Source organism: Sphingomonas olei (genome assembly GCF_045369765.1).
Lineage (GTDB): Bacteria > Pseudomonadota > Alphaproteobacteria > Sphingomonadales > Sphingomonadaceae > Sphingomonas > Sphingomonas panaciterrae.
This window is the reverse complement of sequence record NZ_JBIQEU010000005.1, coordinates 151,662-164,267: the sequence shown is the minus strand read 5'-3', so window position 1 is coordinate 164,267 and position 12,606 is coordinate 151,662. Positions and strand designations below refer to the sequence as shown.

Sequence of the window (12,606 nt, the reverse complement as noted above, 5' to 3'; positions counted from 1 at the left end):
CCCTCGTGACGGGGGTGCAACCCCGCGAGCGACTTAGGAGAGGCCGGATGGACCTGACGTGGAGCCCCGAAGAACGGGCGTTCGAGGCGGAGGTGCGCGATTTTCTCGCCACCGCGCTCACCCCCGATCTGCAACGCGCCGGCCGCCTCTCCACCAGCGTCTATGCCGATCACGAAGCCAGCATGAAATGGCAGCAGATCCTGGTCGAAAAGGGCTGGGCGGCACCGCACTGGGCGCCCGAGCACGGCGGCACCGACTGGACGGTGGCACAACATTACATCTGGAATCGGGAGCGGATCGCCGCCGGCGCACCGGGCCTGTCGCCGATGGGCATTTCGATGGTGGCCTATGTCATCATGAAATACGGCACGCCCGAGCAGCAACGCTTCTTCCTGCCGCGCATCCTGTCCGGGGAAATCTTCTTCTGTCAGGGCTATTCCGAACCCGGCTCGGGTAGCGATCTGGCATCCTTGCAGACCAGCGCCATCGAGAACGGCGACGACCTCATCATCAATGGCCAGAAAGTGTGGACCACCCACGCCAATGAGGCGAACTGGATCTTCGCACTGGTCCGCACCTCGAAGGAAGGCCGCCCGCAGCAGGGCATCACCTTCATCCTCATCGACATGACCACGCCCGGCGTTGAGGTCCGCCCCTTCACCATGGCCTCGGGCGAGCAGATCCAGAACGCGGTCTTCTTCACCGACGTGCGCGTGCCCAAGGCGAACGTGATGGGGGAGATCGACCGCGGCTGGAGCGTCGCGAAATATCTTCTCGAATTCGAACGCGGCGGCAATGCCTACACCCCCGCGCTCAAGGCCCGCGCCGACGCCATCGCCCGCTATGCGGCGGAAACCATCGGCAGCGACGGCGCGCCGCTCCTCGATGACCCGGTTTTCGCCACCAAGCTCGCCCGCGCGCGGATCCGCGCCGACGTGCTGGAGATCATGGAACTCCGCCTGCTCTCGGCCGCGAACGACGATGGCAGCGTCGGCGCCTTGTCGTCGATGATGAAGATCATGGGCACCGAACTCGCCGGCACACTGACCGAACTGACCATGGAGGCGGCGGGCGACCGCGGCCTCGTCTATCAACCCCACGCCACCATGCCCGGCGGCCCGGTCCCCCGCCACACGCCGCCCGCCGACGGCTATGTCTCGGGCGAGGAATGGCACGCGCTCGCACCGCTGCGCTACATGAACGAGCGCGCCGGCCCGATCTACGCCGGCTCCAACGAAATCCAGCGCAACATCATCGCCAAACAGGTGCTGGGGCTCTGACCAAGCTCCCCGCTCCGATTGCACGAAAAAAGGGGCCCCGGCCTGCGCCGGAGCCCCCTTTCGCTAGCTCGGCGCGGGGATCAGAAGTGCCCGATCACGCCCAGCATCGGACGCACCGTCTCGAAATCGCCGGTGGTGGCGATTTCGGCGCGGATGCGGATGCCTTCCTTCTTGACCAGACCGTCCAGGCCGATCGCCGACGGGCCGAACTCGCCGCCGATGCCGTAGGAGATACGGCCATAGTCGCGGCTGTCGTTGCCGTAGCGGTCGAAGTTGACCCAGCGATAGCCGGCCTTAACGTAGATGAGGCCAGTCTCACCAGCGCGCGCGCCGACCCGGCCGTGCACACCATATTCCCAGTCGATGTCGCCGGTGAAGCCCTTGGCCGCATTGCCCTCGACGCCGACGAAGAAGCTGTTGAGCGGCACGTTCACGCCGACCACGCCCTCGACCAGGCCGCCCTTCAGGCGGTTGCCCGGCTGCGACACGGGGATGCCGCCGCCCGGTGCGCTCTCGAAGCCTTCATAGCCGCCCAGCACGCCGACATAGGGATCGATCCCGAACGCGCGCGAACCGTCGCTGGTGGTCTCCTGCGCCGCGGCCACAGACGGAATCACAAAAGCGGCGGCAACGGCCGCCGAAAGCAACTTCTTCATCACAATACCTTATCACGAGGCCGCCGCTTGATGCGCGGTCCACACGTTCAAACCGTCAGGGTTCCCGCAAGTTGCTGCACTTGCGAGACAAAGAAATCGTGTTGCATTGCAGCAACACTACTGTGGCCGAAACGGGACGACCTAGAACAGCCGCCCGCCGTCGGGCACCGCCAGCGTCGGCGCAGCCAGCACCACCTTGCCCGCCGCGTCGGGAAAGCCGAGCGTCAGCACTTCGCTCATCACCGGGCCGATCTGCCGCGGCGGGAAGTTCACCACCGCCATCACCTGCCTGCCGACCAGATCCTCGGCGGCATGGTTCTCGGTGATCTGCGCCGACGATTTCTTGCGCCCGATCACCGCCCCGAAATCAATCACCAGCTTCAGCGCCGGCTTGCGCGCTTCCGGGAACGGCTCGGCCGACACGATCGTGCCGACGCGAATGTCGACCTTCAGGAAATCGTCGAAACTGATCGTCTCGGCCGCCGGGGCGCCGGCATCATGATTGGCGTGCATCAGAAATCCGGGTTCTCGTAATAATCAGGCGGCTCGATCCCGCTCATCCGCTCGGCCAGCAAGGGCCGGAAGCTGCGGCGGCTCTTGAACGCCGAATACCACGCCTTGGCATGGGTATGCCCTGACCAGTCAATCCCGCCAAGATAATCCGCGACCGAGATATGCGCCGCGGCGGCAAGGTCGGCGAGGCTGATCGTCGCGCCCGCCATCCATTTGCGATGGTCGAGCAGGTAATCGATGTAATCGAGATGCCCGATCGCGGATTTCATCGCCTCGCGCAGCCGGGCGGCGTTGGGCGACTGGCGCAGCACCAGCCGCTTCACCATCCGCTCCTCGATCAACGGCTGGCTGACGTCGCGGAAGAATTGCGCGTCGAACCAGGTTGTCAGGCGGCGGATCTCGGCGCGGTTGGCGGCCGATCCGTTGATCATCGCCGCGCGATCGACCGTCTCCTCGAAATATTCGCAGATCGCCATCGAATCGATCAGCACCGTGCCGCGCTCGCCATCCACCATCACCGGCGTCTGCCCGGCGGGGTTCAGGTGCAGGAACTCGTCCCGCCGCGACCACGGCATTTCCCGCACCAGCTCATAGCCGACGTCCTTCTCGCCCAGCAGGATGCGGACCTTTCGGGTGAAGGGACACAAAGGAAATTGATGGAGCTGCCACATGCCCCATCGTTAGGCCGCCAAGCCGGCCAGTGAAAGGCGCTTCGGCGAACTTGCGCCACCGCATGGCGTGTCACGCCGGGGCAGGTTATGCCGTGCCGCAAGCGGACGCAGGATCCGCATCATCAGGAGAGGCCGATGACCTTTGAACAGATCCGCTACACGATCGATGGCCCGATCGCGACGATCATGCTCGCCCGCCCGGAGAAGATGAACGCCTATACCGCGGTAATGGGGGCTGAGTTGGCCGAAGCGGTGCGCAAGGCGGGCACCGAGGAGAAGGTGCGTGTCATCATCCTGACTGGCGAGGGCCGCGGCTTCTGCGCGGGCGCGGACATCTCCGGCGGCGCCGACAGCTTCGGCAGCGGCGGGCCTAATTTCGCCGCCGAGGGCAAGCCGCGGCAGGACGGCGGCGGCTTCGTCGGCGCGCTGTTCGACAGTCCCAAGCCGATCATCGCCGCGATCAACGGCGCTGCGGTCGGGGTCGGCGCCACGCTCACCCTGCCATGCGACATCCGCATCGCCGCCGACACCGCGCGCTTCGGCTTCGTCTTCGCGCGCCGCGGGCTGGTCCCTGAGGCGGGCAGCGCCTGGTTCCTGCCGCAGCTCGTCGGCCTGCCCCAGGCGCTGCGCTGGTGCCTGTCGGGCGCACTGTTCGACGCGGCTGAGGCGCTTCGCGGCGGACTGGTCAGCGAGGTCGTCCCCGCCGACATCCTGCTCGCCCGCGCCCACGAAATCGCGCGCGAGATTGCCGAGAACACCGCTCCCGTCTCGATCGCGCTGACCCGCCAGATGCTGTGGCGCTTCGCTGGCGAGCCATCGCCCGCCGCCGCGCTCAAGGTCGATGGCGGATTCGCCATGACGCTCGGCGCCGGGCCCGACGTGCGCGAGGGCGTCGCCGCCTTCTTGGAAAAGCGCCCCCCCGCCTTCCCCGGGCGGATCGCCACCGACATGCCGCCCGGCTACCCTTGGTGGGGCCGCTGACGGCACTCGCCCCGCCATCGCCGCCCTCACCGTTGCCGGAAGCGGCGCGGACCCATGCCCGAACTGCAATGCCGCGCGCACGATGCTTGCTTGCGCCCCGCCCCCCTGCTGCGCTTCAACCGCGCATCCACCGGAGTAACCCAATGCGCCGTTTCGCTTTTCTCCTTGCCTGTTCCGTCCTCGCCGCCCCCGTCCTCGCCGCCCCAGCCCCCGCGCTTGCGCAGCAGCAGGCGAACGCCGCGCCGGTTGACGGCCCCAGCCGCACCTTCAGTGGCAACGACCTGTTCGGCCTCTCGATCGCGGCCGATCCGCAGATCAGCCCGGACGGCCGCACCATCGTCTATGTCCGCCGCACCGGCGACATCATGACCGACCGGATGCAGTCCTCACTGTGGCTGATCGATGTCGCCAGCGGAAAGCAGACGCCCTTTGCCGCCAGCGGCTCCAGCCCGCGCTGGTCGCCTGACGGCACGCGGATCGCCTATGTCGCCGCCGACGGCGACCGCGCCCAGCTCTTCGTCCGCTGGATCGGCAGCGGCGCCAGCACGCGCGTGACCAGCCTGCCGGGTGATCCGAACAGCCTGTCCTGGTCGCCCGACGGCACGCGTCTCGCGTACATCGCGACCGTCGCTGGCGAACCGACCAAGCTCGGCAAGGCACCCGCCAAGCCGGAGGGGGCGAAATGGGCCGAACCGCTCGAGGTGATCGATCGCATCACCTATCGCAACGACGGCCCCGGCTATCGCAAGCCCGGCTACGACCATGTCTTCGTCGTCTCGGCGGAGGGCGGCGCGGCGCAGCAGCTGACCTTCGGCAAGTTCGATGATGGCGGCCCGCTGTCGTGGAGCGCGGACGGCCGCACCATCCTGTTCTCCGCCATCCGCGGCCCGGATGCCGAGCGTCAGGTGATGAATTCCGAGGTGATCGCGGTGGACGCCCGCACCGGTGCATTGCGCACACTCACCAGCCGCGATGGGCCCGACGGCGCACCGCGCTTCTCCAGCGACGGCAGCCGGATTGCCTGGATCGGCTTCGACGACAAGCGCCGCGCTTATACCAACGCCGAACTGTACGTCGGTGACGCCAATGCAGCGTCGCCGCGCTCGCTCACCGCGTCGCTCGATCGTTCGATCGATGACGCGCAGTGGGCCGGCGACGGCCGCGCGCTCTACGTCAGCTATGACGACAAGGGGCAGCGCAAGCTCGCCCGCATCGGGCTTGACGGACGTTCGACGGTGCTTGCCGACAACCTCGCCGGCGGCGGGCTCGATCGCCCCTATACGGGCGGCGATTTCTCCGTCTCGCGCGGCGGCACCATCGCCTACACCGGCGGCGACGCCTCGGCCCCGGCGGACGTGTGGGTGTCGAGCGGCGGCAAGGCGCGTCGCCTGACCAACCTCAACGCCGTGCTCACCGCCTCCAAGACGCTGGCGCCGGTGCGCAAGATCGCGGTGACCGCGCCCGACGGCCGCCCGATCGACGCCTGGCTCGCCACCCCGCCGGGCTGGCAGCCGGGCACCCGCGTGCCGCTGATCCTCGAAATCCACGGCGGCCCGCATTCCGCCTACGGCCCGAGCTTCGCCACCGACGTCCAGCTCTATGCGTCCGCCGGCTATGCCGTGCTGTGGACCAACCCGCGCGGCTCCACCTCCTACGGCGCCGAGTTCGCGAACCTGATCGACAAGAATTATCCCAGCGAGGACTATGACGACCTGATGGCCGCGGTGGACGCGGCGATCGCGGAGGGCGTGGCCGATCCCAACAATCTGTTCGTGACCGGCGGCTCGGGCGGCGGCGTGCTCACCTCCTGGATCGTCGGCAAGACCGATCGCTTCAAGGCGGCGGCCACGCAAAAGCCCGTGATCAACTGGATTAGCGAGGCGCTGACGATGGACAACACGCTGTTCACGCCGCGCTACTGGTTCTCCAAGCTGCCGTGGGAAGATCCCATGAGCTACTGGAACCGCTCGCCGTTGAGCCTCGTCGGCAACGTGAAGACCCCCACGCTCGTCGTCGTCGGCAGCGAGGATTACCGCACCCCCGTCAGCGAGAGTGAGCAATATTATGCCGCGCTCCAGATCGCCGGCGTCCCGACCGCGCTGGTGAAGGTGCCCGGCGCCAGCCACGGCGGCTTCACCAGCCGCCCGTCGCAATCGGCGGCGAAGGCCAGCGCAATCCTTGCCTGGTTCGATCGCTACCGCAACGCCGCGCCGGCGGCATCCACCCCGGCCAATTGATCATCGGCATGGCGGCGGACCGCGCGTTCGCCGCCATGCCATAATCGTTTGGCGCGACTCCGCGAGCGGGCGTATGATCCTCTGATGGAAAAGCGCCGCCAGATCTCGATCGTCGCCGGCACGTTGTCGCTCGCCGCGCTCGCCATGATCGACCCGCCTAGCGCGGACATCCGCATCCTGACGCATGAGCGCGCCGACACCTCGCCGGCCCGTTTCCAGGCCGGGGTCGACCTCGGCCTCGCCAGCGCCTCGATTCTGGTCACCTGGACGGCGCACCAGCTGACTCGCTGAGCCACCGCCGCGCCGCGGCAATGGCCCTGCTCGTTTGCCTGATCAGGTCGCGCGCTGTTCCAGCGCCTGCGCCGCCTCGGCCATCAGCGACGCGATGATATCCGCAAGCGGCTCTTCCTTGGTCACCATGCCGACCGACTGGCCCGCCATCACGCTGCCATGCTCGACATCGCCGTCGATCACCGCGCGGCGCAGCGCACCGGCCCAATAATGTTCGATCTGAAGCTGCGCCTCGGCCATCGCGACCGCACCTTCGTCCAGCGCCTGCGCCACTTCGCGCTGCTTGGCGGTGAACAGCTCGCCCCCGGCATTCTTCAGCGCGCGCACCGGGATCACCGGCAGCCGCGGGTCGATCTGAACGCTCGCCACCGCATCGCGCGCAGAGGCGCGGATGAACGCCTGCTTGAACTTCGGGTGCGCGATCGATTCGGTCGCGCAGACGAAGCGCGTGCCGAGCTGGACGCCAGCCGCGCCCATGTCGAGATAGCCCGCAATCGCCTCGCCGCGGCCGATGCCGCCGGCGATGAACACCGGCACGTCATTGGCAATCGCCGGCAGGATCTCCTGCGCCAGCACGCTGGTCGACACCGGGCCGATATGCCCGCCCGCTTCCGAACCCTCGATCACCAGCGCATCGACGCCCGAACGGATCAGCTTCTTCGCCAGCGCCAGCGTCGGCGCAAAGCAGATGACCTTGGCGCCCGACGCCTTGATCGCCTCCAGAGATCCCTTCGGCGGTAGCCCGCCCGCGAGCACGACATGGCCGACCTCATGCTTACCGCACACCTCGATCAGCGCCATCAGATCGGGGTGCATGGTGATCAGGTTCACGCCGAACGGCTTATCGGTCAGCGCCTTGGTCGCGGCGATTTCCTTGTCGAGCAGCTCCACCGTCATCGCGCCGCACGCGATCACGCCAAAGCCGCCGGCGTTGGACATGGCGGCGACGAGGTTGCGCTCGCTAACCCAGCTCATCGCACCGGCCATGATGGCCACTTCGCTGCCGAGGAATGCGGCGCCGCGCGCCATGCGGCGGGCGAGACGGGCGGAACCGGAACGGTCGATCGTGGTATCGTTCATCACCGCGCCGCTACACGGGTCGCGCGGCGGAGACAAACATGCGGCAGCACGCCACCGAATTGATTGTTACTGCGCCCGGCCAGGGGCTTCACGAATTCACCCGCGATGTCGTAAACTGGGTCGCCTCGACCGGCATCGAACAGGGTCTGCTCACCCTCTTCATCCGCCACACCTCCGCCTCGCTGCTGATCCAGGAAAATGCCGCCCCCGCCGCGCGCCGCGACATGGAGCGCTACTTTGCGCGCATCGCCCCCGAATCGCGCGATTACGAGCATGACGATGAGGGGCCGGACGACATGCCCGCGCACCTCCGCTCGGCGCTCACCGCCACCAGCCTGTCGATCCCGGTCACGAACGGCCGCCCGGTGCTCGGCACCTGGCAGGGCATCTACCTCTTCGAACATCGCCGCGCGTCGCACCGCCGGCGCGTCGCGCTTCATCTGATCGGCGAGTGACGCGATGCTGGGTACGCTGAAAGTCGCCGCCCGCGATCGCGCCCGGCTGGGCGAAGTCGCCGCCGTCATGTCGCGCTTCGGCGTCGACGTGCTGCTCGCCCGCCTCGGGCTCGGCAGCGCGCAGGACCAGCCCGAGCCATTCGATCTCCCCGATCGCACCCGCCGCGCGCTTGAGGCGCTCGGCCCCACCTGGGTGAAGCTCGGCCAGATCATGGCGACCCGCGCGGATATCCTGCCGCCCGAATGGATCGCCGCCTTCGAACAGCTGCAAAGCTCGGCCCCACGCCTGCCGTTCGAGGACCTGCGCCCTGCGGTGGAAGCCGCGCTCGGCGAGCCGCCCGAAACGGTCTTCGCCCAGTTCGATCCCGAGCCGCTCGCCGCCGCCTCGATGGCGCAGGTCCACCGCGCCACGCTGCATGATGGCACCGCCGTGGTGGTCAAGATCCGACGCCCCGGCATCCGCCCGCGGATGGAGGCGGACTTGCGCCTGCTCGGCGAAGTCGCCCGCGTGATGGAGCGCTCCAATACCGAGGCACGCCGCTTCGGCGCAACCAAGCTCATCCGCCAACTCGGCAGCGCGATCCTGGGCGAACTCGATTTCGCCAATGAGGGCCGCAACGCCGATCTGCTGCGCGACGATTTCGCGCGCGACGCCCGCGTCCTCATCCCGCGAATCCATTGGGAATATACGTCCGATGCGCTGATCGTGATGGATCACGTCCCCGGCGTTCCCCCGCGCAATGGTCAAATGCTGCGCGAAGCCGGGATCGACCCCGCCGTGATCGCGAGTTCCGGCGCGGACATCGTGCTCCAGATGGCGCTCATCAACGGCCGCTTCCACGGCGATCCGCACCCCGGCAACCTCCTGTGCCTGCCGGGCGACCGCATCGGCATGATCGACTTCGGCCTCATCGGCCATGTCAGCCCGCGCCGGCGCGAGGAGTTCATCGCCTTCGTCCAGGCGCTGGTGACCGACGATCCCGCGCTACTCGCCGAAACGCTCGCCCGCTGGGCCGAACTGGAACATCAGGTCCCGCGCTTCATGCCGATCGCGGAGGGGCTGGTGGTCCGCCACGGCCGCCGTCTGGTGCTGGCCGATCTCGTCGCCGACCTGTTCGGCACGCTGCGCGAGGAGAAGCTCGCCTTCCCGCCCGATCTTCTGCTGCTGTTCAAGGCGCTAATCACGCTCGACGGCGTGCTCGGCGCGATCGAGCCGAACTTCGATCTCGCCGCCGCGATGCGCCGCGCCAGCGGGCGGCTGGTGATGGAGCGGCTGTCGCCCGAACGCTGGTCACGCCGCGCCGCCGCCGTCGCACTGGAGGTGGATCGCCTGGGCGACGATCTCCCGCGTCTGATCCGCGCGCTCGTCCGCCGCGCGGAGGCCCCGCCAACGCCTGCCCCGGCGCAGCCGTTCGACAGCCGCATCCTCGCGGCCGCCCTAATCGTCGCCGCGCTCATCATCGCGGCGGCGATCATGCTGACCTAGCGGCGCGGGCGGCGGGGTTCAGGCGGCCTCTTCGGCGTCTAGGCCGTAGGCGGTGTGCAGCACGCGCACCGCCAGCTCGGTCTCGTCCTCATGGATCAGCACGCTGACCTTGATCTCGCTGGTCGAGATCGCCTGGATGTTGATCCCGCGCGCGCCCAGCGTCGAGAACATCGTGCTCGCCACGCCCGCATGGCTGCGCATGCCGACGCCGACGACGCTGATCTTCGCCACACGCGTATCGTGCACCAGCTCCTTGAAGCCGATCGTCTCGCGCGCCTGGTTCAGCGTCTCGATCGATCGCGCGAGATCCGCCGAGGGCACCGTGAACGTCACGTCGGTCGAGCCCGAACCATGGGCGATATTCTGGATGATCATGTCGACGTTGATGTTCGCCGCGGCGAGCGGCTCGAAGATCGCCGAGACCGAGCCCGGCTTGTCCGGAACCGCGGTCAGCGTGATCTTCGCTTCGTTCTTGTCGTGCGCGATGCCGGTGATCAGCTGGCGTTCCACGTCTTCAACCTCCTCTTCGCCCACGATCATCGTGCCGGGCAGTGTATCCGCCATCGGGGCATCGTCGCCGGTGAACGACGAGAGCACCTGGATGCGGACATTCTCCTTCATCGCCAGGCCCACCGACCGCGTCTGCAGCACCTTGGCGCCGACGCTGGCGAGCTCCAGCATTTCCTCATACGTCACCTTGGCGAGCTTGCGCGCGCGCGGCACGATCCTGGGGTCGGTGGTATAGACGCCGTCGACGTCGGTGTAGATGTCGCAGCGATCGGCCTTGATCGCCGCCGCCACCGCCACTGCCGACGTGTCGGAGCCACCGCGCCCCAGCGTCGTCACGCGGCCGTTATGCACGCCCTGGAAACCCGGGATCACCGCCACTTCGCCCGCGCCCATGCTGGCCAGCAGCGCGTCGGCGTCGATCGTCTCGATCCGCGCCTTGGCGAACGCGCCCGAGGTATTCACCGGCAACTGCCAGCCCAGCCACGAACGCGCCGGCACGCCGATCGCCTGCAGCGCGATTGCCAGCAGCCCGCTGGTGATCTGCTCGCCGGCGGAAACGACGACGTCATACTCCTTGGGATCGTAAAGCGCGCTGGCCTCCCGGCAGAAATTGACCAGCCGGTCGGTCTCGCCCGCCATAGCGGAGACAACCACCGCCACCTCGTTGCCGGCCGCCGCCTCGCGTTTCACCCGCGCCGCGACCGAGCGAATCCGCTCGATCCCCGCCATCGAGGTGCCGCCGAATTTCATGACGATGCGGGCCACGGGATACTCTCGGGTGCTTGGGGAAAACAGGCGCGCCTGATAGGAAAGCGTCATGGCCGACGCAACTGTAACAACCGATACCGCACCCTCCCCCGCCGGAAGCGACGGCAGCGGCCACGCCAGCGTGGTGGCGCGCGAGGCGGCGCATTTCGGCGCCATGGCGAGTGAATGGTGGGATCCGCGCGGCTCATCCGCGATGCTTCACCGGCTCAATCCGGTGCGCCTGCGCTACATCCGCGAACAGGCCGACCGGCATTTCGATCTCGATCCCGCCAGCTTCACGCCGCTCGCGGGCAAGACCGTGCTCGATGTCGGCTGCGGCGCCGGCCTGCTTGCCGAACCGCTCAAGCGGCTGGGCGGCGCAGTCACCGCTATCGATGCCGCGGCGGAGAATATCGCGGTCGCGCGCGATCACGCTGCGCAGAGCGGGCTGGTGATCGACTACCGCGCCGGTGGCGTGGAGGCGGTGGCCGGCGAGACGTTCGATCTCGTCACCTGCATGGAGGTGATCGAGCATGTCGCCGATCCGGCGGCCTTCGTCGCAGGGCTGGCGGGCGCGGTCGCGGATGGCGGCCTGCTGATCATGTCGACCCCCAATCGCACGCCCGTGTCGCGCCTCGCGATGATCACGCTGGCCGAGGGCACCGGCCGCATCCCGCGCGGCACGCATGATTGGGACAAGTTCATCACGCCGGAGGAACTGGGCGAGATGCTCGCCGCCGTCGGCTTCACGGTGCGCGACACGCGCGGCATCGCCTTTTCGCCGACCAGCGGCTTCGCCCTCTCCGACTCGCTGACGCTGAACTACCTCGTCACCGCGACCCGCACATAACATCCGCCCCGGTCGTCACCCGGCAGGCACCGGATGACGGCCGTGCGCCCTCAGTTGCGGAAGCTGGGATCGATCCGGTCGAGCTTGCGCAGCAGCGCCGGCCACGCCAGCTTCTCGGCCAGCTTGCCCATGCCCGCCGGCGCGCTCTGCCCGGCGACCTTCTCCTCCACGCCCTGCGGCGGATTGTTGAGGTTCTCGCGCCCGGCGGACAGCATCAGCACCTGCGCCTCGCACGCCCGCTCCAGGAAATAGAGCCGCAGGAAACAGGATGCAACACTGTCGCCCACCGCCAGCGTGCCGTGGTTGCGCAGAATCATCGCATGCTTGTCGCCAATGTCCGCGACCAGCCGCTCGCGCTCGTCGAGGTCGGTCGCGATGCCCTCATAGTCATGATAGGCGACATTGTGCTGCGCGATCATCGCCGTCTGGGTGTGCGGCAGCAGGCCGAATTCCATCGCGCTCACCGCCTGGCCATGCGGCGTATGGAGATGCATCACCGCGGCGGCATCCTCCCGCGCCATGTGGATCGCGGAATGGATCGTAAAGCCCGCCGGGTTCACCGGATGATCGGTATGGCCGACCGGATTGCCCTCGACATCGATCTTCACGAGGCTCGACGCGGTGATCTCCTCGAACATCATGTCATAGGGGTTGATCAGGAAGTGATGCTCCGGCCCCGGAACCCGCGCCGACAGGTGCGTGAAGATCAGGTCATCCCAGCCGTATAGCGCGACGAGGCGGTACGCCGCGGCCAGATCAACCCGCGCCTCCCACTCACCGGGGGCATATTGGTTGGTGTTGTCGACCGGCGCCAGCGTGGCCATGGCAAACTCTCCTTCGTTCGATTTA

General features: G+C 67.9%; 13 protein-coding genes. 7 read left to right on the top strand and 6 right to left on the bottom strand.

Features of this window, described 5'->3' with window-relative positions:
• Positions 1-47: 47 nt before the first annotated feature.
• Complete coding sequence (locus tag ACH0BU_RS08465; protein WP_296222904.1) at positions 48-1,280, top strand: acyl-CoA dehydrogenase family protein; 1,233 nt, start codon at positions 48-50, stop codon at positions 1,278-1,280.
• An 80-nt stretch (positions 1,281-1,360) separates the two neighbouring features.
• Here the strand turns inward: ACH0BU_RS08465 and ACH0BU_RS08460 are convergent, their stop codons facing one another.
• The 3 genes from ACH0BU_RS08460 to ACH0BU_RS08450 form a co-directional block, all read right to left on the bottom strand.
• On the bottom strand, positions 1,361-1,936 hold the full coding sequence (locus tag ACH0BU_RS08460; protein ID WP_046407339.1) for a hypothetical protein: 576 nt from the start codon (positions 1,934-1,936) through the stop codon (positions 1,361-1,363).
• Between the two features lie 141 nt (positions 1,937-2,077).
• Positions 2,078-2,449: a tRNA-binding protein gene (locus ACH0BU_RS08455; RefSeq protein ID WP_046407341.1), complete on the bottom strand. Its 372-nt coding sequence runs from the start codon at positions 2,447-2,449 to the stop codon at positions 2,078-2,080.
• Entirely contained in the window at positions 2,449-3,120 is a 672-nt protein-coding gene (locus tag ACH0BU_RS08450) for a glutathione S-transferase family protein (RefSeq protein ID WP_046407342.1), read from the bottom strand. The genes ACH0BU_RS08455 and ACH0BU_RS08450 overlap by 1 nt, the downstream gene beginning before the upstream one ends.
• A gap of 135 nt (positions 3,121-3,255) precedes the next feature.
• Between ACH0BU_RS08450 and ACH0BU_RS08445 the strand changes: the two genes are divergently transcribed.
• The 3 genes from ACH0BU_RS08445 (at position 3,256) to ACH0BU_RS08435 (ending at position 6,629) form a co-directional block, all read left to right on the top strand.
• Positions 3,256-4,101 (top strand): enoyl-CoA hydratase-related protein, encoded by an 846-nt coding sequence (locus ACH0BU_RS08445; protein ID WP_296222771.1) that lies wholly within the window; start codon positions 3,256-3,258, stop codon positions 4,099-4,101.
• A 143-nt stretch (positions 4,102-4,244) separates the two neighbouring features.
• On the top strand, positions 4,245-6,338 hold the full coding sequence (locus tag ACH0BU_RS08440; RefSeq protein WP_500263924.1) for a S9 family peptidase: 2,094 nt from the start codon (positions 4,245-4,247) through the stop codon (positions 6,336-6,338).
• Between the two features lie 84 nt (positions 6,339-6,422).
• The gene (locus ACH0BU_RS08435; protein ID WP_500263923.1) at positions 6,423-6,629 is read left to right on the top strand and encodes a hypothetical protein; all 207 of its coding nucleotides are present in this window, start codon (positions 6,423-6,425) and stop codon (positions 6,627-6,629) included.
• Positions 6,630-6,671: 42 nt separating this feature from the next.
• Here ACH0BU_RS08435 and ACH0BU_RS08430 read toward each other — a convergent pair whose 3' ends face one another.
• The gene (locus ACH0BU_RS08430) at positions 6,672-7,658 is read right to left on the bottom strand and encodes a nitronate monooxygenase (RefSeq protein WP_314472118.1); all 987 of its coding nucleotides are present in this window, start codon (positions 7,656-7,658) and stop codon (positions 6,672-6,674) included.
• An 89-nt stretch (positions 7,659-7,747) separates the two neighbouring features.
• Between ACH0BU_RS08430 and ACH0BU_RS08425 the strand changes: the two genes are divergently transcribed.
• Both ACH0BU_RS08425 and ACH0BU_RS08420 read left to right on the top strand, forming a co-directional pair.
• Positions 7,748-8,164, top strand: a complete 417-nt coding sequence (locus tag ACH0BU_RS08425) for a secondary thiamine-phosphate synthase enzyme YjbQ (protein ID WP_296223125.1) — start codon at positions 7,748-7,750, stop codon at positions 8,162-8,164.
• Positions 8,165-8,168: 4 nt separating this feature from the next.
• Positions 8,169-9,650, top strand: coding sequence for an ABC1 kinase family protein (locus ACH0BU_RS08420; RefSeq protein WP_314472089.1), 1,482 nt, complete (start codon positions 8,169-8,171; stop codon positions 9,648-9,650).
• 18 nt (positions 9,651-9,668) lie between these two features.
• Here the strand turns inward: ACH0BU_RS08420 and ACH0BU_RS08415 are convergent, their stop codons facing one another.
• On the bottom strand, positions 9,669-10,925 hold the full coding sequence (locus ACH0BU_RS08415; RefSeq protein ID WP_296222945.1) for an aspartate kinase: 1,257 nt from the start codon (positions 10,923-10,925) through the stop codon (positions 9,669-9,671).
• A 52-nt stretch (positions 10,926-10,977) separates the two neighbouring features.
• Between ACH0BU_RS08415 and ubiG the strand changes: the two genes are divergently transcribed.
• Positions 10,978-11,757, top strand: coding sequence for a bifunctional 2-polyprenyl-6-hydroxyphenol methylase/3-demethylubiquinol 3-O-methyltransferase UbiG (ubiG, locus tag ACH0BU_RS08410; RefSeq protein ID WP_314472091.1), 780 nt, complete (start codon positions 10,978-10,980; stop codon positions 11,755-11,757).
• Positions 11,758-11,807: 50 nt separating this feature from the next.
• Here ubiG and ACH0BU_RS08405 read toward each other — a convergent pair whose 3' ends face one another.
• On the bottom strand, positions 11,808-12,581 hold the full coding sequence (locus ACH0BU_RS08405) for a class II aldolase/adducin family protein (RefSeq protein ID WP_136451046.1): 774 nt from the start codon (positions 12,579-12,581) through the stop codon (positions 11,808-11,810).
• Positions 12,582-12,606: the final 25 nt, after the last annotated feature.

Excerpts from the sequence above, each read along its gene's own strand:
- ACH0BU_RS08465 (WP_296222904.1), top strand. The coding sequence starts at position 48 with ATGGACCTGACGTGGAGCCCCGAAGAACGGGCGTTCGAGGCGGAGGTG.
- ACH0BU_RS08460 (WP_046407339.1), bottom strand. The coding sequence starts at position 1,936 with ATGAAGAAGTTGCTTTCGGCGGCCGTTGCCGCCGCTTTTGTGATTCCG.
- ACH0BU_RS08455 (WP_046407341.1), bottom strand. The coding sequence starts at position 2,449 with ATGCACGCCAATCATGATGCCGGCGCCCCGGCGGCCGAGACGATCAGT.
- ACH0BU_RS08450 (WP_046407342.1), bottom strand. The coding sequence starts at position 3,120 with ATGTGGCAGCTCCATCAATTTCCTTTGTGTCCCTTCACCCGAAAGGTC.
- ACH0BU_RS08445 (WP_296222771.1), top strand. The coding sequence starts at position 3,256 with ATGACCTTTGAACAGATCCGCTACACGATCGATGGCCCGATCGCGACG.
- ACH0BU_RS08440 (WP_500263924.1), top strand. The coding sequence starts at position 4,245 with ATGCGCCGTTTCGCTTTTCTCCTTGCCTGTTCCGTCCTCGCCGCCCCC.
- ACH0BU_RS08435 (WP_500263923.1), top strand. The coding sequence starts at position 6,423 with ATGGAAAAGCGCCGCCAGATCTCGATCGTCGCCGGCACGTTGTCGCTC.
- ACH0BU_RS08430 (WP_314472118.1), bottom strand. The coding sequence starts at position 7,658 with ATGGCGCGCGGCGCCGCATTCCTCGGCAGCGAAGTGGCCATCATGGCC.
- ACH0BU_RS08425 (WP_296223125.1), top strand. The coding sequence starts at position 7,748 with ATGCGGCAGCACGCCACCGAATTGATTGTTACTGCGCCCGGCCAGGGG.
- ACH0BU_RS08420 (WP_314472089.1), top strand. The coding sequence starts at position 8,169 with ATGCTGGGTACGCTGAAAGTCGCCGCCCGCGATCGCGCCCGGCTGGGC.
- ubiG (WP_314472091.1), top strand. The coding sequence starts at position 10,978 with ATGGCCGACGCAACTGTAACAACCGATACCGCACCCTCCCCCGCCGGA.
- ACH0BU_RS08405 (WP_136451046.1), bottom strand. The coding sequence starts at position 12,581 with ATGGCCACGCTGGCGCCGGTCGACAACACCAACCAATATGCCCCCGGT.